This window comes from Enterococcus sp. DIV0755f (assembly GCF_051713725.1).
In the GTDB taxonomy this organism is placed as follows: Bacteria; Bacillota; Bacilli; order Lactobacillales; family Enterococcaceae; genus Enterococcus_D; species Enterococcus_D casseliflavus.
Genome location: NZ_JBIOQL010000001.1, coordinates 752,934 through 771,308 on the forward strand (window position 1 = coordinate 752,934; position 18,375 = coordinate 771,308).

General features: G+C 40.7%; 17 protein-coding genes and 1 tRNA gene. 15 read left to right on the forward strand and 3 right to left on the reverse strand.

Annotated elements, in window-relative coordinates:
• The first annotated feature begins 4 nt into the window (after nt 1-4).
• Both IGI73_RS03450 and IGI73_RS03455 read left to right on the forward strand, forming a co-directional pair.
• Nucleotides 5-706 carry an ABC transporter ATP-binding protein gene (locus tag IGI73_RS03450; protein ID WP_077453594.1) on the forward strand — a complete coding sequence of 234 codons (702 nt, stop codon included), beginning with the start codon at nt 5-7 and terminating at the stop codon, nt 704-706.
• A 47-nt stretch (nt 707-753) separates the two neighbouring features.
• Nucleotides 754-1,380, forward strand: a complete 627-nt coding sequence (locus IGI73_RS03455) for a TetR family transcriptional regulator (RefSeq protein WP_081117236.1) — start codon at nt 754-756, stop codon at nt 1,378-1,380.
• 115 nt (nt 1,381-1,495) lie between these two features.
• Here the strand turns inward: IGI73_RS03455 and IGI73_RS03460 are convergent, their stop codons facing one another.
• Both IGI73_RS03460 and IGI73_RS03465 read right to left on the reverse strand, forming a co-directional pair.
• Nucleotides 1,496-2,923 carry an APC family permease gene (locus IGI73_RS03460; protein ID WP_438759095.1) on the reverse strand — a complete coding sequence of 476 codons (1,428 nt, stop codon included), beginning with the start codon at nt 2,921-2,923 and terminating at the stop codon, nt 1,496-1,498.
• Nucleotides 2,924-3,472: 549 nt separating this feature from the next.
• The gene (locus IGI73_RS03465) at nt 3,473-4,012 is read right to left on the reverse strand and encodes a hypothetical protein (RefSeq protein ID WP_438759096.1); all 540 of its coding nucleotides are present in this window, start codon (nt 4,010-4,012) and stop codon (nt 3,473-3,475) included.
• Between the two features lie 140 nt (nt 4,013-4,152).
• Between IGI73_RS03465 and IGI73_RS03470 the strand changes: the two genes are divergently transcribed.
• The 5 genes from IGI73_RS03470 to IGI73_RS03490 all read left to right on the forward strand — a co-directional run bounded on the left by IGI73_RS03470 (nt 4,153) and on the right by IGI73_RS03490 (nt 9,657).
• A complete protein-coding gene (locus IGI73_RS03470) occupies nt 4,153-6,630 on the forward strand; it encodes a vitamin B12-dependent ribonucleotide reductase (protein ID WP_438759097.1) in 2,478 nt (825 codons plus the stop codon).
• A gap of 87 nt (nt 6,631-6,717) precedes the next feature.
• Nucleotides 6,718-7,107, forward strand: coding sequence for a DUF4430 domain-containing protein (locus IGI73_RS03475; RefSeq protein WP_208773567.1), 390 nt, complete (start codon nt 6,718-6,720; stop codon nt 7,105-7,107).
• Nucleotides 7,108-7,644: 537 nt separating this feature from the next.
• Nucleotides 7,645-8,133, forward strand: coding sequence for an AAA family ATPase (locus IGI73_RS03480; RefSeq protein WP_438759099.1), 489 nt, complete (start codon nt 7,645-7,647; stop codon nt 8,131-8,133).
• Between the two features lie 929 nt (nt 8,134-9,062).
• A complete protein-coding gene (locus IGI73_RS03485; RefSeq protein WP_005225277.1) occupies nt 9,063-9,338 on the forward strand; it encodes a type II toxin-antitoxin system RelB/DinJ family antitoxin in 276 nt (91 codons plus the stop codon).
• The gene (locus IGI73_RS03490) at nt 9,331-9,657 is read left to right on the forward strand and encodes a type II toxin-antitoxin system PemK/MazF family toxin (protein ID WP_438759100.1); all 327 of its coding nucleotides are present in this window, start codon (nt 9,331-9,333) and stop codon (nt 9,655-9,657) included. Before IGI73_RS03485 ends, IGI73_RS03490 begins: the two co-directional genes overlap by 8 nt.
• Nucleotides 9,658-10,079: 422 nt before the next feature.
• Here IGI73_RS03490 and IGI73_RS03495 read toward each other — a convergent pair.
• Nucleotides 10,080-10,152, reverse strand: a tRNA-Lys gene (locus IGI73_RS03495).
• Between the two features lie 269 nt (nt 10,153-10,421).
• Here IGI73_RS03495 and IGI73_RS03500 point away from each other — a divergent pair.
• The 8 genes from IGI73_RS03500 (at nt 10,422) to IGI73_RS03535 (ending at nt 18,327) form a co-directional block, all read left to right on the forward strand.
• The gene (locus IGI73_RS03500; RefSeq protein WP_034858210.1) at nt 10,422-10,988 is read left to right on the forward strand and encodes a DUF1836 domain-containing protein; all 567 of its coding nucleotides are present in this window, start codon (nt 10,422-10,424) and stop codon (nt 10,986-10,988) included.
• Nucleotides 10,981-11,841: a DegV family protein gene (locus IGI73_RS03505; protein ID WP_005225280.1), complete on the forward strand. Its 861-nt coding sequence runs from the start codon at nt 10,981-10,983 to the stop codon at nt 11,839-11,841. The genes IGI73_RS03500 and IGI73_RS03505 overlap by 8 nt, the downstream gene beginning before the upstream one ends.
• A gap of 132 nt (nt 11,842-11,973) precedes the next feature.
• A complete protein-coding gene (yycF, locus tag IGI73_RS03510) occupies nt 11,974-12,678 on the forward strand; it encodes a response regulator YycF (RefSeq protein ID WP_010747607.1) in 705 nt (234 codons plus the stop codon).
• A gap of 3 nt (nt 12,679-12,681) precedes the next feature.
• Entirely contained in the window at nt 12,682-14,523 is a 1,842-nt protein-coding gene (gene walK / locus IGI73_RS03515; protein WP_005225283.1) for a cell wall metabolism sensor histidine kinase WalK, read from the forward strand.
• Complete coding sequence (locus tag IGI73_RS03520; protein ID WP_194195593.1) at nt 14,520-15,830, forward strand: YycH family regulatory protein; 1,311 nt, start codon at nt 14,520-14,522, stop codon at nt 15,828-15,830. Before walK ends, IGI73_RS03520 begins: the two co-directional genes overlap by 4 nt.
• On the forward strand, nt 15,831-16,685 hold the full coding sequence (locus IGI73_RS03525) for a two-component system regulatory protein YycI (protein ID WP_005225285.1): 855 nt from the start codon (nt 15,831-15,833) through the stop codon (nt 16,683-16,685). It abuts the gene before it with no gap.
• Between the two features lie 55 nt (nt 16,686-16,740).
• Nucleotides 16,741-17,547: an MBL fold metallo-hydrolase gene (locus IGI73_RS03530; protein WP_005231151.1), complete on the forward strand. Its 807-nt coding sequence runs from the start codon at nt 16,741-16,743 to the stop codon at nt 17,545-17,547.
• Nucleotides 17,548-17,589: 42 nt separating this feature from the next.
• On the forward strand, nt 17,590-18,327 hold the full coding sequence (locus tag IGI73_RS03535; protein ID WP_010747610.1) for a MurR/RpiR family transcriptional regulator: 738 nt from the start codon (nt 17,590-17,592) through the stop codon (nt 18,325-18,327).
• Nucleotides 18,328-18,375 lie beyond the last annotated feature (48 nt).

Below are 18,375 nucleotides of genomic sequence, written 5' to 3' on the forward strand. Positions count from 1 at the left end.
AAAGATGAAAGACATTTTAGTAATGAAGGATATTATAAAAAAATTTGGCAAGCAGCATACCGAAGTAACGGCATTAAAAGGACTGAATTTTCATGTTCAAGAAGGGGAATTTGTCAGTATCATCGGTCCTTCTGGTTCAGGAAAAAGTACCTTTTTGACCATCGCTGGCGGCTTACAAAGTCCAACATCGGGAGAGATCATCATAAACCAGGTGAACTTTTCCCAATTAAATGAAAAGCAACGAGGAAAGTTGCGTTTTAAAGAGATTGGGTTTATCTTGCAAAGCTCGAATTTGATCCCTTTTCTAACGGTAAAGGAACAATTTTATTTGGTCGACAAAGTTTCAGGAAAAGCCAAGGAAAAGGAACGGATTGATGAATTGCTTGCTTCATTAGATATTCTCGATCTTCAAGACAAGTTTCCCCGCGATTTATCTGGTGGGGAACGTCAACGAGTAGCGATCGGCCGGGCGTTGTTTAATGACCCAAGCTTGATTTTAGCGGATGAACCAACAGCCAGCTTAGACACGGATCATGCGTATGAAGTCGTGAAGTTATTGGTGAAAGAAGCGCATGAGAAAAAGAAAGCGACAGTCATGGTCACTCACGACGAGCGAATGATCCAATGGAGTGATCGCATTTTCCGAATGGAAGATGGCAATCTGATCGAACAAAACGCCCCGTCAAGAGAAACTGCACAAGTCTGAGTGGAAAAGTAGAGGGAATTGTTTATAATAGAGGGAGTAGATTGCGAATGATGGAGGAGAATCCCTTGCCAAGTACAACATTTTTTCATTTAAAACAAGAGAAAAAAGAAAAAATCGATGCCGTGCTTTTAGAAGAATTCTTCAGCAAGCACATCAGTCAAGTCAAGGTCTCTGCCATCGTCGAAAAGTCGCACATTTCTAGAGGGGCGTTTTACAAGTACTTTCAAAACTTAGAAGATGCCTATGACTATGCGATCGCCGACTATTCAAACCAAATCCATTCCGCGATTTTTACGTTTATCAATCGCAACAAAAATGATTTTTTCAAAGGGATCGAAGAATACTTGGCTTGGTGCAGTCAATGGTCACCTGAAGATGATCATTGGAAAATGATCCACTTATGTACCCAAAGCAATGCCTGGACGAAGCGCGATGCGATCCCTGACGATTCGCCCATGATTCGCCAGTGGTTGGAGCTGTTGGAAGAAAATCGCTTCACGATCCATGATACGCAAGAAGCCGTCAGTTTCCTTTACTTTATTATGGCGGTCGTGATGGATAGTCTGACAGATTTTATTTCGAATGAATGGACCGCAAAAGAGCTGATCAAAGATTTTCGCTATAAGGTGCAATGGATCAAGTATGGAATCAAAGAGGAAAATGACGAAGAATGAACGCTTCGGCAAGAGGATGGACCAAATGCCTCGCACGGCGGAAAAGTTCATATATAAGGAAAGAGGTGCCCGACAACCGAAATAGTTGTCGGACACCTCTTTTTTGAGGGAATGATTATTTTTTATTTACACGTTTCGCAATGATCGGCAAGATCAAGCCAATCAAAAGAAAGGCGATTGGCGTAATGATATTTAAGGCCAATTGGAAGAACCAAGCTTGCGGATCTGCCGCATAATCAAGCTTAGGAACCATCCCTAAAATGCAGGCAAAGGCCGTGAATAAGAAGCACCATAAGCCGATTCCAAAGCCAACCTTGGTGTTTTTCACGAATTTATAATCGGAAGTAAAGCGATTGGCGTGTTTGTTGACTAGCATAAAGGCTAAGAAGACCCATAAGTAACGCAATGGCATGACAACTGAATTCAAGTTCAGCAACCAACGATACAGTTCGGTCATATTGCCGATTCCTAGTGCTGGAATAATGATCAAAATGCTGACTAGGATACCAGTCATAATATACCCATTCACTGGTGTTCCTTTTTTGTTTAGTTTTGCTAAGCCATTTGGTACAAATTCTGAATCAGCATCAGACAATAATATTTTCAATGGGGCATCAATTGAAAATGCCAACGCAGAAATTTGCGCTAACGCATTGGCGATGGAATAAAGAATGACAAAGAAATTGCCGATTCCGTAGAAGTTTCCTAGTCGTTGAAAGGCTTCATAAGCGCCGTTGACCATCAAATCTTCTGGAATATGATTGGCATCAAAAAGCATCCCCATAGCAATCGAGCCGAGCAAGGCACATAACGCCACCATACCGGCTAAAAAGATCATGCCTTTTGGAAATTCTTTGGCAGGATTTTTTGTGTTATTTACGTAAGGCGAGATTTTTTCACAGCCACCTACTGCAAATACCAGCATCGAGATCGTGGTTAAATAGGTAAAGTCAAATTTAGGGATATAGGTTGAAACAGATGACATGTTTGGTGTAGCAATTTCAGCACCAGTCATTGCTGGAGCAGTCACTGCTAAAAGAATAAAAAGAATCGACATCACGAACATGGCTGTTCCGGCGATGTTCCCAATCATTTTTAAGGTCGTCAATCCTTTAGAGGCAATCCATAAAAAGAATAGAAAAATAGCTAAACAAATCAACGAGACTTCCATGGAGCCCATCGTTGATACAAATGTACCATTTCCTTTAAATAACCAACTTAATGATACTAAGATTCCTTGGGGTTTTTGTGCCAAATAAGGCACGTGAACGACCCAATAAGTCCAAGCAGCAAAAAAAGCCAACCGCTTTGTTGAGGTTTCTTTGATCCATGAGGAAACCCCACCACTTGACTCTTTGAAGGTCGATCCTAACTGACCAACACTTAATGCATAGGGTACAAAATAAAGAACCATAATTAATAGCCACGAAACAACAACAGTCAATCCTTGTTGAGCGTAGTTGTTTACAACATTTCCCAGTCCCCAAACAGAGACGAACGCCATCAGCGCAATATTATACCAGCGTAATTGTTTCTCATTCATCGCTTTCTCCTTCTTAAAATGATTTTTCTGACTGGTTAAAATAGAGCGTTTTTTGAAATTTAGTGAGAAAAAAATTTCTTTCCATAAGCGCTTGATCACTATCAAGTTTCTTATGCATTTTTTCACAAATGTCAAAGGTCAAATTGAATAAAAAAATTTCATTTGCTTCTTTTTATCCAGTCGTTGATTTTCCATAGTTAGGATAAACCTCTGAAATCTTTTGGTCAAGAAAAATTAAATTGTTATTTAAAAAAAATAATAAATTTCTGATGATAGCAAAAGCAAACATCATCATTCATTAATAATCTGAAAGAAATCCAACTACATTCGGTCAAGGGCATGGATGAAAGAGGGATCATTTCATTTAAATGAATGGACGTATAAAGATGGAAGAAACCCTTTCGAAAGGCTTTCACTGATGCTTTTTGGATAGATTTTTAAGCAAAGGAAACAGGAGAGTAGTCGTAGTTTTTTTTTTTTAATTTTATGCGAACATTCTTTCAAAGAAACACGAAAACAAAGTTAGCCGAATGCTTCGTTCCATCGAAATCACTCGTTTTTTTTCGCCAATTTATAGGAGGTGGGTGTTATTCGCTCAAATACTGGCCATAAAAGCAGATAAAAGACGAAGTTTCCGCTGGCATGGAAGAAATCGAACAGTAGTCCTTGAAGGTAATAGGCAAGAAACGAAGGAAACTGATAAAGCCAAACTTCCATCAACGAAACGATCAAGCCATAAAGAAGTCCGCAAAGAAAGGCAAAGAAAGCTTGCAAGAAGCGGTTTTTCTTGATGATCGGTATTTTTCCAATCTGATGAAAAAGAACGATGGTGACAGTAAGTGCAGCCAATTGACTGATCGTCCAGGGACCCATGCCTAGATAGATATTTGTTCCGAGCAAACTTAATAAGGCAATCACCAACGCATCAGATAAACGATAAGAAAAAGCCACTAAAAATAAAAGGGCACTCATAGGCTGAACGTTAGGGATAAAGACAAAAACTAACCGTCCAACGATACAAGCCGCAGTGATCAGTGCTAAATGAGAAATTCTTTGGATGGAAAATATCTTGGTTTGGGGAGGAAGCATGAAAATCGCCGTCTTTCTAATTGATAATCATTCTCATTATACATGTAAAATAATAAAATTCAAGATTGAAATACACATTATATAGTACGATAATTAAAAACGAGCGCAATATGTTGTGTTTTAGAAGGCGAGGGAAAGAAATGGAATACAAAAAACAAACGATTGAGAAATTGAACGAGGATATCAAGTTGTTCCAAGAAGTTTCGGCGATCACACCAGAAATGACCCAAACATTTGAGGGAATCGCTCGTTTGATTATGCTGGATCGTTATTCATACAAGGATCAAACCCATCTAACATTGCGTAAGGATGATTTGGTGATTTTGACAACGAAAGCTGATCCTAAATATCCTGCGCGAGGAATCGGTGTTGTGAAAGCAATCGATGGGGAACTAGTCTCTATCGAAGTGGAAGAGGCCTATCGCTCAGCGTTAGAAGATATTGATGAACAAGCCAATGGACTTGTTAAAAGAAGAAAAAGTGACATTGAAAAACCGTTAGAACTCTTTTTTGAGCAAGTGGCGCATCGTGTAGCCAAAGGGATTTCTGCCAACGAGGCCCATGACCAGGAGCGCTTCTTTGAGGCGTTTTACCAACAAATCGTGGCGCAAAACCTAATCCCCGCAGGCAGAGTACTTTATGGAGCAGGAACAAATTCTCAAGTTACCTACTTCAATTGCTTTGTGATGCCTTTCATCCATGATTCCCGAAAAGGGATTGCTGTTCATCGACAAGAAGTTATGGAGATCATGAGTCGAGGTGGCGGGGTTGGAACCAATGGGTCGACCTTGCGACCAAAATCAAGTGTGGTCCACGGTGTCAGTGGTCGGTCTTCTGGGGCAGTTTCTTGGTTGAATGATTTGGCAAACTTGACGAACCTTATCGAACAAGGAGGTAGCCGCCGTGGAGCGCAGATGATTATGATGGCAGATTGGCATCCAGATATTTTTGCATTTATTCTTTCTAAAATTCAAAATCCTGCTGTATTGCTTCACCTAAAAAAAACAATCACAAATGCGACGATCAAACAACTGATCAATGAAAAACTGCAATTTGACCCTCTGACAAAAATGGAAGAAAGAATGTTCGCTTATCTAGCACAACTGCCTGAATCGTCAGATAAGGAACATAATGAAATGATCCAAAAGGCAAAAGAAAAATTGCGCATAGGTGGCAGCTATACGGTGAAAGAAAGTGATTTCTTAACTGGCGCGAATATCTCAGTCTGCTTGACAGAAGAATTCATGGAAGCAGTGAAGACAGATGGGTGGTATGAGCTACGCTTTCCAGATATCGACAATTATTCAGAAGCAGAGATGGCGCAATATGATGCAAAATGGGCGGAAGTCGGGGATGTGCGAGAATGGGCAGCTGCTGGCCATAAAGTCAAAACCTATCAAAGGATCAAAGCTCGTGAGTTATGGGAGTTGATTACTTTTTGTGCAACATATTCTGCTGAGCCTGGTATTTTCTTTATCGATAATGCCAACAAGATGACGAATGCTACAGCATACGGACAAAAAGTCGTGGCAACCAATCCGTGCGGTGAACAGCCCCTAACCCCTTATGCGGTCTGTAACTTGGCAGCCATCAATCTCGCAAACATGGCGGATCGCCAAAAGGGCACCGTTGATTTTGACAAACTAAAAGAAACCGTGAAAACAGCGGTTCGTTTCCAAGACAATGTTATTGACGTAACGCCTTACTTTTTTGACAAAAATGAGCAGCAGGCGAAAGGGGAAAGACGTGTTGGATTAGGGATCATGGGCTTGGCAGATTTATTGATCTACTGCGGGAAAAAATACGGATCGGCAGAAGGAAATCAATTCGTTGATCAAATTTTCGAGGCAATGGCAGTCACTGCCTATGAGGCATCCATTGAACTGGCGAAAGAAAAAGGCAGTTTTCCCTTCCTGATTGGAAAAAATGACCAAGAGACGCAAGCGTTGCGGAAGAAATTTATCGATACAGGATACATGAAAAAAATGCCAGCGCACATCCGCGAAGGCGTGCTGCGATTCGGTATTCGCAACTCTCATCTTTTGACTGTTGCGCCAACAGGATCGACAGGCACGATGACGGGAGTTTCAACTGGTTTAGAACCTTACTACTCCTTTTCTTATTTTAGAAGCGGTCGACTAGGTAAGTTTATTGAAATCAATGCGGAAATCGTTGACGAATACCTGATGGATCATCCTGAACGAACCAAAGCGGAGTTGCCGGCATGGTTCATTTCCGCTATGGAGTTGACGCCCGAAGAGCATGTCGGTGTGCAATGCACCATACAACGCTGGGTGGATAGCTCCATTTCAAAAACGGTCAATGCACCAAAAGGATATACAGTAAGCCAAGTAGCCAAGGTTTATCGAGATCTTTATGAAGGAGGAGCCAAAGGAGGGACTGTCTATGTAGACGGCAGCCGAGATTCACAAGTACTTACCTTAGAAGCGGTTGAAAATGAGCTGACCGCACAAGTTGAACCGCTGTCTGTCGTTCAAGTAAATGAACCCGTCACCTCTGGTGAAATCTGTCCCATCTGCCATGAAGGAACCATTGAGGAAATCGGTGGCTGTAGTACCTGCACAAACTGTAAAATCCAATTAAAATGCGGGCTCTAAAAAAAAACGAGATTGATAAAATAATTCTTATCCGCATACTGGATAGAAAAACGATTAGTATTTTGACTATTGGAGAGGAAGAAATAGATGAAAAAAGTATTTGTCGTATTCATGCTAGTGAGCACACTACTCGTCGCTACAGGATGCCAACAGGCAAGTGTAACGCCAGAAAGCACGCAGCAAAGTTCCTTGAAGCAAGAACAAGGAACAGCTACGATCGTCATCCAAAATCAAGAAGCTGTGACCTCAAAAGAAGTAACGTTCCGAGAAAATGAGTCGCTGCTGGAAGTAATGAAAGAAAACTTTGCGATCAAAGAAAAAGATGGCTTTATCACCTCTATCGACGGCATCAGTCAAGATCAAAAAGCTAATCTATTTTGGGTCTATACCGTCAATGACGAAATGACCGATAAAGGGGCACAAGCGTTAATTTTAAAGAACAATGACACTATCACATTTGATTTGAAAGCATTCTGATTTGTTTGATTCTAAGGATCTTTATTAGTGCAAAAGAACTTGCACATAAAGATCTTTATCAATACAGATAGACTCTTACGTTGATTTTGGAGGCAGTTTTGCATTCACGTTCTACTCAAGAGTCTATTCCTGTTTTTCTATCAGGCGTTGGGGTGGTCGCTTAGTTTATTTTAAAATTGGAATAATAGAAATAAAGATACCATTACATACATAAGTTTTAGCCATGATGTTTCTTTCGTATTTTGGCTTTCGTTCCTATTTTTTGTAGAAAATAATTTTTTATAGTAGAGTGGAAATGGACAAAAATTTGATTTATCCGTTAGCTTAAGTGGCTAACGCTTCTATTCTCTAATATATGGTTTTACTTACTATTTTTCTTGCGATTGTTTCCCAATCTGCTTGTTGTTCATAAAAACAATGTTATCATTGTATCTTCAGATGTGGGTGGCGAACAGTGGTCTAAAACATGAGCGTTGATTACAAATAAGGTTTTTTCGTTCTCTTTGTTTATTGATCAGAAAAGGTAGGAGGAGAATAATGGTTGAGGTACTTTTGATGTGTGGCGTTAGTGGTGCAGGCAAAACCACTTACTCAAAACAAAAAGAGCAAGAAGGCTATGTAAGATTAGCAATAGATGAATTGATTTGGGAAGACTATGGCGTTTATGGTGTTGATTACCCTTCGGAGAAATATGCAAAAGTTTCCTCATTATCTTCAATTAAATTGAAAGAGCTTACAGTAAAGGCTGTTCAAGAAGGAAAAAACGTAGTTGTCGATTCTAGTTTTTGGGCTAAAAGTCACCGAGACGCTTATAGAGAACTACTGGCAGCATATGATGTGACGATTAAAGTAATCTATCTAAAAGCTGATTATGATACTTTACGAAAACGATTAGCGATCAGAAATAAAGTCCAGACTGCAAATTCCGCTTTTCCTATTACAGAAGAAATCCTTCAACGGTTTTTTTCAGGATTCGAAGAACCGATAAATGAAGATGAAGTAGTGATTGAGCAAAAGAATAAATGAAGTAGCATCAAAACGTTTTTTACTCTTTTTCAATACAGTTAGTCTTATTCCTGTGCAGGACACGAAGGACAGTCATGCTAGAAGCAAAATAGTGATTGGCAATTTCTTTTCTTGTTGCATTTTTCAATAGAAGAAATAATTTAGCGGTGACCACCCCAAATGAAGAATAAGAGCAGCTATTACGAAATTTGTATCCAATTGCTGATGAGAGGAATTAGATCAGCCAAAATTGTAAAAGAGGGTAAGAAATAGGAGAACTATTTTAAAAAGACGATCGTCCCCTCAGAACCTTCAGAATGCAAATAGAATAAAATCAATTGATTGTATAGGTGAGTTATGAAAGTTCAGTATAAACTAATTTATCTTTTTATATTATTTATTTTGATAGGGTTAGTTATAATTGGAGATCCTACAGATATTTTTTATTTAGTGTTAAATTTTTCTCTTCTTGTGTTATTTATAGTTTTTAGATTGTTTTTTTCTGATGTGAAAAACAGGAAATTGTTTTGGCAAAAAAGGTCCCATACTTTGGAGAGCAAAGAAGAAAAATAAATAAAAACATTTTAAATCTATTTTTTATAATAGGATTAGTATGGTTTATGTATTTAGTTTATCAATACCTGAATTAAAAAAACAAGGGACATGACATAGGTTAACTAGTTATGCTCCTTGTTTTATGGTATTACGATAATTAGTGTTAGTGTAATATCCATGGATTTTTTGAAGAATATATGGAGATAATATAAGTAGGGGTTCGCGCCACGATTTACCTGTTCATTGGGTGTCAAACCCACTGACTAAAAGTTAGGTAATTTGAAGAAGTAAGATTTCTTATGCGAAAAATAAATTTATTTATGAGTATAGTAAGTGAAAATAGCGTTCAAATAGAGTATAATATGAGTATAAAAAACTCTTTTTGGGGGTGCGTTATGAAGAAGGAAAAAGAAAGAATTCAGATTGCGGTTGAAAAAGATCTAAAAATGGAAGCAGAAGATATTTTACATGATTTAGGAATGAATCCCACTACGGCAATTACTATTTTTTATAAACAAGTCATAGAAAAAGGGGGATTACCCTTTGAGGTAAAACTTTCTGAACAAACAAAGCAAGCTAGGCGAATTGCTAAGTTAGCGAAAAAATCTACTAATGTGACGAGGATAGATGATAATAAGGCTTTCGAGGCTTGGTTGGATGAAGATGAATAAAATAGTTTCAATGTATGTGGCTTATGTGGGTAAACCAGAAGGAAAAAGACGACCAGTTTTGATTATTGAGAATAGTGAAAATGAATTTCTTTTTTATGCGATTACAAGCAAGTTTGAACACAAATCAGAGCGCATAAAAAAGCTTTATTTTCATATCAATGATTGGCAAGATTCAAATTTAAAAAAAGAGTCTTGGATTGACACAGGAACGTTATTCGTTCTTTCCAAAGAAAAAATAGATTTTAAATATAAAGATATAGGGGAACTATCTCAGAAAGATTTGAATCGTTTAGAAGAGTTTCTTAAGGATCGCTCTTAGAAGAATGAACAGCATTAAAAATACACTACCTTTTCATTAGGACTAGGTAGTGATTTTTTTGATTTCATATCTAATTTGTAGTGGTAATAGTGAGAAAAAAATTACTGTAAAGGTTTTTGAACTAGCGAAGCACTCACTGAATTTATACAGAAGCTATTACTTCCACAAATTATCTGACTCAGTTAATTTATGGAAAAACGAAGCATTTCACGTGCAAAGAGTTCAGTCATCTCGTAGAAAAAAACTTTTCGAAAAGCATAGCTCTTACATACATCATTTAAATAAGAAACTTTTTGACAGCAAGGCATTTCTTCTTATTCACTTGGCAATAAATTAATTATAAACAAAAAAATGGAACAGCATAAATGTTTTCGAAATGCTTTCGCACCAACATTTACCTGTTCCGTGGGTTTGGCACCCAATGGGCCGTGAGGGGCTCGAACCCGCGACCCGCTGATTAAGAGTCAGCTGCTCTACCAACTGAGCTAACGGCCCGTACCAAAAGTACTTCATTATCTTAGCACTCCATTGTTGAAAAATCAATCATTCTTTTGAAAAAAATATGCGCTTTTTTCAGTTGGGAAACTGGCGTTATCTTAATAAAACACCATTTGTTTCCCAAATTCAAATGATAGGAAATTCTTAAAAGATTGATCAGATTGCTTTAAAAACTCAGAAAACCGTGATAAAATGTATCTAGTTATCAAAACTAGATGATTAGTTTGTGATAATCTAACCTTCTGTTCGTCAAAATGGAGGATGACATGGAAAAATTACAAGCAGACATGAAAAATTGGGGCAATTCATTGCTGAAATTCCACCTGCCGAGATGGGAAGAATTGCCAACGCTGGAACTGTATATGGATCAGGTGATCACATTGATCGATCAATATTTATCACCGGTGATCCAAACGGAAAAGCATCCGCTATTGACCTCTTCCATGGTCAATAATTATGTCAAAAAAGGGATGATTCCAGCACCAGAGAAGAAACGTTACAATCAAAAGCATCTCGCATTTTTGATTGCGATCACGATGCTCAAGCAAGTGCTGACGATTCCTGAAATAAAGACGGGGATCCTTTTTCAAGGGAAAGTTGTCGGCATCAGAAATGCCTACAATGTATTTTGTGAAGAACAAGAAAAAGCGATCCACCTTGTCGGCAAAGAAGCGATGGGAGAACCCGAACAAATGACGTCGGAACCGATCCCGATTGAATTAGTAGCCATGAAAGGTGCGACGCGTTCCTTTGCCAACAAACTATTGGCAGAAAAAACGATTGAATTAGAAGTCATTTATTTAGACACACATAAAGGAGAAGCCCATGAATAAAGAGAAAATTGCCCTATTAGTTGATTCAGGTACCGATGTTCCCGCACAGATCATGGAGCAATACGGCATGTATATGCTGCCATTGCAAATTATCTACAAGGATCGGACCTATACCGATAAAGTTGATATTACTGCGGAAGAAATTTACGAGCGCTTGCCGCAAGAGATCCCTAGTACCTCGTTACCTGACGGTGCTGCGATCGGGGAAATCTTTGATCGGATCAAAGCCGATGGGTATGAGAAAGTCTTTGCCGTAACCATCTCCAGCGGATTGAGCGGAACGTTTAACGTCGTTCGCCTGTTAGGTGAACAACGGACGGATCTTGAGGTTTTCGTGCTTGATACGAAAAATATCGGAATCGGTGCAGGGCTGCAAGCGATTCGTGCAGCAGAACTGTTAGAAAAAGGCGTGACTTGGGAAGAACTGCGGGCACAATTAACGAATGAAGTGCCGAAAAACAAAGTCTTTTTCAACGTAGCTACCTTAGAGTATTTACAAAAAGGCGGCCGCATCGGTCTGGTTGCATCCATCTTAGGTAATGCCTTGAAATTGAACCCAATTATTTCTTGTAATGAAGAAGGGATCTACTATACGGTCGCAAAATCTCGTGGACGGAAGAAAAGCTTGGACAAAACCGTTGACTTGATCAAGCAATTCATCGGTGATCATCGCCATGTGCGTTTAGCTGTGGCGCAAGGTGATGCACTGCAAGAAGCCAAAGAAATGAAAGCACGATTAGAAGCCGAATTTCCTAAGGTCAAAGAAATCTTATTTGGACAAATCTCTCCCGCATTAGTCGTCCACACGGGTCCTGGGTTGTTAGGGATCGGTATCCAGCTTTTAGAAGAGTAAAAAAGAAAGGCCCCGTGCCTTTCTTTTTTTGTGCTTTCCTTAAGAATAAGGCCGCGGTTTTTGGGAAAGATGAAAAGCCCGTTTAAATAATGTATAATAAGTAAGAAACCAAAAAAAATTGAGGTGACATTTTTGAAAAAGATCCTAGTCGTGGACGATGAGAAACCAATTTCTGATATCGTCAAATTTAATTTAACCAAAGAAGGATATGAAGTATATACCGCCTATGATGGAGAAGAGGCATTAGAAAAAGTAGCCGAGGTCGATCCTGATCTGATTTTGCTTGATTTGATGCTGCCAAAAATGGATGGGTTGGAAGTTGCACGGGAAGTGCGCAAAACCCATGACATGCCGATCATCATGGTCACAGCCAAAGATTCTGAAATCGATAAAGTACTAGGCCTCGAGCTTGGTGCGGACGATTATGTAACCAAACCATTTTCAAACCGGGAATTGGTGGCCCGCGTCAAAGCCAATCTGCGTCGCGGCTCGGCAGCTGCGAAGGAAGCAGACGATAACGCCAACAGCGAATTAACGATTGGTGATTTAACCATTCATCCTGATGCGTACATGGTCACTAAAAATGGTGCAGCCATCGAATTGACGCACCGAGAGTTTGAATTGATGCACTACTTGGCAAAACATCTTGGTCAAGTGATGACCCGAGAGCATTTATTGCAAACGGTTTGGGGCTATGACTACTTTGGTGATGTTCGGACCGTTGACGTGACGGTGCGTCGTTTACGTGAAAAAATCGAAGACAGCCCGAGCCATCCAAATTATTTGGTTACTCGTCGCGGAGTGGGCTATTACTTGCGGAACCCAGAACAGGAATAAGCTATGAAAAATAAAGTTCGCTTTTTTCAATCGGTGAACTTCAAAATCGCCCTGACTTTTATCTTGATCTTATTGATTGCGATCCAGATTATCGGGGCGTATTTTATTCGCGAATTGGAAAGAACAACGGTCGATGCCTTCAAACGCGACATGGAGGCACGTGCCAGCACGTTAGTGGTAACATTAGGCTCTGAATTGAGTCGAATGGATAATGATGACGGTTTAGATTGGGATTCCATGAATGCTTCCTTGAATCGAATCTTAACGAGTACCAACTCATCGGAAATTTTGGAGATGCGGGTGGTGGATGAGCAAGGGATCATTCGTGCAACCACCAATATCAATGATCGTGGCTCGGTGGGAGAAAAAAATGATTACCGTGATTACGATACGAACCGAAGTGAAGTCCTCTATGATGAATCCAGCGGCCAGCGGGTGTTCAATATCGTGCAGTCGATCCAATCACCGACAGGGGATACCGTTTTAGGAACCCTTTATTTACGGAGCAATCTTGAGTCAAAATACAATGAAGTCAGTACGACTGCGGTCATTTTTGTGACAGCCTCGCTGATTGCGGCAGTGATTTCGATCATTGTGGCACTATTGGTCTCTCGTTCCATCACCCAACCGATCGGAGAGATGCGCGAACAAGCGATTCGCATCGCCAAAGGAGATTATAGCCGCAAGGTCGCGATTCATGGAAAAGATGAATTGGGGCAACTGGCGGAGACCTTTAATCAACTAGGGGAACGAATCGAAGAGACTCAAGAAGCGATGGAGTCCGAGCGAAACCGCTTGGACAGCGTCTTGTCTCACATGACAGACGGCGTTGTTGCCACCGACCGACGAGGCAAAGTCATTACCATCAATGAGATGGCGATGTCCTTGTTAAATGTCAGCAACGAAGAAGCGATCGGGCAGTCGATTTTGACGTTATTGGAAATCGATGAAGAATACACGTTACGAAAGCTTTTGGAAAATCCTGAAGACATGCTGTTGGAGCGTCCTAGCAATGATTTGACGGGAACAAATATGATTTTGCGCATCGATTTCTCCATGATTCGTCGGGAGTCTGGCTTTATTTCTGGGTTAGTTGCGGTGATGCACGATGTTACAGAGCAAGAAAAAAATGAACAGGAACGGCGAGAGTTCGTTTCCAACGTTTCTCATGAGTTACGGACACCATTAACGAGTATGCGCAGCTACATCGAAGCGTTGAGTGAGGGTGCTTGGAAAGACCCAGAAATTGCGCCGAACTTTTTGAAAGTGACGTTGGATGAAACGGATCGAATGATTCGGATGATCAATGACTTGTTGAGTCTGTCGCGGATGGATAGCGGCAATTCGCAACTGCAGTTGGAATACATCAACTTCAATGAAATGGTCAATTTCGTGTTGGATCGTTTTGACATGATGGTGACGAATGAAAGCAAAAAATACTTGATTCGTCGGGAGTTCACTAAACGAGAATTATGGGTGGAAGTCGATACCGATAAAATGATCCAAGTGATCGATAACATCATGAATAATGCCATCAAATATTCGCCAGATGGCGGGATCATTACGGTGAAATTGATGGAGACCCATAACAACATCGTACTTAGCATCAATGACCAAGGACTAGGGATTCCGAAAAAAGATCTCACGAAGATCTTTGATCGTTTTTACCGGGTCGACAAAGCTCGTGCCCGTCAGCAAGGAGGTACTGGCTTAGGATTGGCGATCTCAAGAGAAGTCATCAAAGCTCATGGCGGTGCGATTTGGGCGGAAAGTCGAGAAAATCGCGGGTCAACATTTTACATCATGTTGCCGTATGAACCGTATGAGGAGGATTGGTGGGTATGAGAATCTCAGAAAAAATCATTCGTGTAGGCTTGATCGTGATGATCGCCTTGAGTTTTTATTTCTCCTATATGATTTGGCTGAATCCGACTGGGTTCAACAATGCCAGCACGGAAACAGATACCGGCGTCAATCCTTCGGTTCAAACCTACAAACAAAAAAGCGATTTGTTTTTGCCCCTGTATTTGACTTGGAATGACGAGGACGCGATCAAAGAAACCAACTCTGAAGCGGTGATTCGTGAGATCCAAGAGGCGATCAATGAGGCAACGATCAGTGATTTGACGCTGCGAACCTATGGCGAGGAACAAGCTTTTTCAAAAGCCCAAGAAGTCAATCAAGGGGTGTCCTTAAACTACTATACAACGTTTTACTTGAAAGATTATGAGAAAACCTTTGAAAAAGAGCTGTCCTTAGAGGACGAAAGTGAAACAGAGGATTTTCCGTTTTCCCGCATCCAGTTTGACCTTGAAGAAAACACGATCCAATTTGTTGATTTTACCCATCAACGAGTGGTGCGAGGCAAAATCGACTGGGACAAAAGCCAAGTAAAACACTTACTAGCAGACAACCCTCGGGAATGGACGACAATGGTGGCAGATGAAGAACGATCCAGCAAGCAATATTATACGCAGGATTCGATCAAGCTGAAAAAATACAGCTACTATTCTTCGACCCAATCTCAGAGCTTGTTTCGAGAAGCTTTTTTCAGCAATCCTAAAAACGTCAAGATCAATGATGAAAGTGTCGATACCTACTATTATGAAGGTGGGCAAAACATGACGGTCTTGCAAGATCAGCAGCAAGTCAAGTTTGAAACTACCACAGACAGTTCCGATGAAACGGATCTGGCGATGTTGAGTGCGGATTATATTATTCGTTTAGGCAACAATTTTGGGACGATCCGTTATTTTGATCAACAAGACAAGCACTTGGATTATCGGGTTTTCGTTGAAGGCTATCCAGTCTTTAGTACTGGTGGTCAAGGGGTGATCAGTGTGGCTTTTTCAGAAAGTGGTCAGACCGGCAGTCGGGAAATGACGATTTCTGCCAGTTTGAACGCGATTCAAGTGCCGATTCCTTCTGAAACCGAGATTGAATTGCCCTCTAGTTTGTCGGTCAAAAATGAGCTGATTGCGGCAGGGGCTGATCCTGAATTATTGCAACAGATCATCGTTGGCTATCAATGGGGGGAGATCAAAGATGCACCACTCGTTGATTTGACGCCTGCTTGGTATGTCAATTATGACTCGTCTTGGATCAGTTATGATGCATTAATGACAAAATTAGCAGAAACGGAGGAGAATTAATTGGATTTTAAACGAATCGAATGGATTTTTTTCCTCGCTTTTCTTGGTCTGAACGTCTTTTTATTCAATGTTTACAGTGAGGCTCGCAGCGAGCATCAGATGGTTTCACAATCAAACCAAACGATTCCTATCGAACAGCGCCTCGAGTCTGAGGACATTCGGTATTCTGGCGAATTATCAGATGAGGTCTTGAGTGGCTATTATTTGAGCGGTGAACAGACGGATTTTGATGTGGAGCTACGAAATCCGCAACTCAATACGCAGTTCAAAAGAGGGTCGACGGTCAAAGGGCAGCAGTTGATCCATGTCTCAACCAATGGCTTTTACATCAGTGATGATTCCCAAACGGAAGAAACCGTGAATGGTTTTTTGCAACGAAAAGATCAAGTCCTGTTTGGGGATGAATATGACTATTTGGAAAACCTCTCTGTCTTGAACGCCAATCATCCGACCGTGGTGGCGGTTCAATCCTATGAAGGCATTCCTTTCAATGACAGCTCAAGTCGAATCGATATCACCTTAGAACAAACGGATGATCTATTGCAGATTGCTCGTTACACGCAAACACATATCTCCAATATTACGCCTCTAAGGGAAAAGATGACGGTCTATTCAGAAAAAGAAGCAGTAAATACGCTTTATCTAAACAACAAGCTGCCGAGTCACTCGAAAATTCTCTGGACGGAATTAGCCTATACGATGATTTTGAAGGTTAGGGAAAAAAATGTGTACATTCCTGCATGGTTTATTGCGTTCCAATTAGATGGCGATGACACCATCCAAATCGAAACGGTCAATGCCTTTAGCAATCGGATCATCACGAATAATGCCGTTCAAAAGGTAGAAAATCCATAAAAAAGCGGGTATAATGGAACTCGTTGAAACAACCAGAGAGGAAGTCACGTAAACCATGATGAAGGAAAATGCCTTTCAAGTAAGTATTCTAGCCAGCGGAAGCTCAGGAAATTCGCTCTATATCGAAAGCAATAAAAAGCGGATCTTAGTGGATGCCGGTTTGAGCGGCAAGAAGATCACTTCATTATTGGATGAAGTAGGGCGTAAACCAGAAGATTTGGACGCCATTCTTGTGACCCACGAACATCGAGATCATATCCACGGTGTCGGAGTACTGGCGCGAAAATACAAACTTGATGTCTATGCGAATACAAAAACATGGCAAGCGATGGATCCAATGATCGGTAACGTCGCTGTCGAACAAAAACATATCTTTGAAATGGGAAAAGTGCTGACCTTGGGTGACTTGGACATTGAAAGCTTTGGCGTCTCTCACGATGCTGCAGCGCCGCAATTTTATCGTTTCCATAAAGACGGCAAATCATTCGTGATGTTGACGGATACCGGTTATTGCAGCGATCATGTACGAGGCATTATCAAAGGTGCCGATGCGTACCTTGTGGAAAGCAACCATGACCTTGAAATGCTGCGAATGGGCCCTTACCCATGGAGCCTCAAACAGCGAATTCTTGGAGATCGTGGTCACTTATCGAATGAAGATGGCGCTCTGGTCATGACGGATATCTTGACCGACAATACCAAACGGGTCTATCTTGGTCATTTAAGTAAAGAAAACAACTTGAAAGAGTTGGCGCACTTAACGATGGTCAACACCATGAAAGAACATGATCTAGGTGTTGGAGAAACATTTGAAGTCTATGATACCGATCCTGACAAAGCGACGGAATTATTTGCAATCTAATCGATCAACAAAGGATAAAATTGTCGGGTGGAGGCAGCAGGTATGTTTGATGAAGAAAAAATCAAGCGTCTGAACGAGCTTGAAATGGCTGTTTATAAGTACATTGTCCAGCATTTTGAAGAGATCGATCAACTGACGATCCGCGAATTGTCAGCTGCATGCCATGTCTCGACCTCGACGATTTTACGATGTATCACGAAATTAGGCTATCGCGGGTATTCAGAGTTAAAGTATGCGATCTGTCAAAAAAAGGAACAAGATGCACGAGCGTTTGATCTTTTCTATGATGCAACGATCCAAGTCAATACATTCTTAAAAAAAGTCAATAATGAAGATTACCGTAAGTTTATCCAGCCAGCGGTAGAACTGATTCTTTCCGCACGCCATGTGGCGTTTTCAGGTATCGGCACAAGTGGCATTCTTGGCACCTATGGCAGCCGCTATTTTGCTAATTTAGGCATCAATGCCTATAGCATCGTCGATCCCTTTTTGCCAGTACCGCCTCGTGGGATGGAAAATACGTTAGCGATCATTTTATCAGTTTCGGGGGAAACCATTCAAATGATCAAGCAAACGGAGGACTTCAAACGGTATGGGGCAAAAGTACTCAGCATCACCAATGATGAAAAATCGACGATCGCCCAAATGGCAGATTACAATATTTCCTACTATATGCCCGTCGTCAGTGGGGGAAAAGAAGTCGATTTGAACCTGACGACGCAAGTCCCAGTGATTACACTGATCGAACTTTTAGCCCATCAAGTCTACAAGCAAATCTAAGTGATCGTAAAAAAACAGCTTCGGCTGTTTTTTTTGTTGGAACATGTT

Coding starts and splice junctions, on each gene's coding strand:
- IGI73_RS03450 (WP_077453594.1), top strand. CDS start 5: ATGAAAGACATTTTAGTAATGAAGGATATTATAAAAAAATTTGGCAAG.
- IGI73_RS03455 (WP_081117236.1), top strand. CDS start 754: ATGATGGAGGAGAATCCCTTGCCAAGTACAACATTTTTTCATTTAAAA.
- IGI73_RS03460 (WP_438759095.1), bottom strand. CDS start 2,923: ATGAATGAGAAACAATTACGCTGGTATAATATTGCGCTGATGGCGTTC.
- IGI73_RS03465 (WP_438759096.1), bottom strand. CDS start 4,012: ATGCTTCCTCCCCAAACCAAGATATTTTCCATCCAAAGAATTTCTCAT.
- IGI73_RS03470 (WP_438759097.1), top strand. CDS start 4,153: ATGGAATACAAAAAACAAACGATTGAGAAATTGAACGAGGATATCAAG.
- IGI73_RS03475 (WP_208773567.1), top strand. CDS start 6,718: ATGAAAAAAGTATTTGTCGTATTCATGCTAGTGAGCACACTACTCGTC.
- IGI73_RS03480 (WP_438759099.1), top strand. CDS start 7,645: ATGGTTGAGGTACTTTTGATGTGTGGCGTTAGTGGTGCAGGCAAAACC.
- IGI73_RS03485 (WP_005225277.1), top strand. CDS start 9,063: ATGAAGAAGGAAAAAGAAAGAATTCAGATTGCGGTTGAAAAAGATCTA.
- IGI73_RS03490 (WP_438759100.1), top strand. CDS start 9,331: ATGAATAAAATAGTTTCAATGTATGTGGCTTATGTGGGTAAACCAGAA.
- IGI73_RS03500 (WP_034858210.1), top strand. CDS start 10,422: ATGGAAAAATTACAAGCAGACATGAAAAATTGGGGCAATTCATTGCTG.
- IGI73_RS03505 (WP_005225280.1), top strand. CDS start 10,981: ATGAATAAAGAGAAAATTGCCCTATTAGTTGATTCAGGTACCGATGTT.
- walK (WP_005225283.1), top strand. CDS start 12,682: ATGAAAAATAAAGTTCGCTTTTTTCAATCGGTGAACTTCAAAATCGCC.
- IGI73_RS03520 (WP_194195593.1), top strand. CDS start 14,520: ATGAGAATCTCAGAAAAAATCATTCGTGTAGGCTTGATCGTGATGATC.
- IGI73_RS03530 (WP_005231151.1), top strand. CDS start 16,741: ATGATGAAGGAAAATGCCTTTCAAGTAAGTATTCTAGCCAGCGGAAGC.
- IGI73_RS03535 (WP_010747610.1), top strand. CDS start 17,590: ATGTTTGATGAAGAAAAAATCAAGCGTCTGAACGAGCTTGAAATGGCT.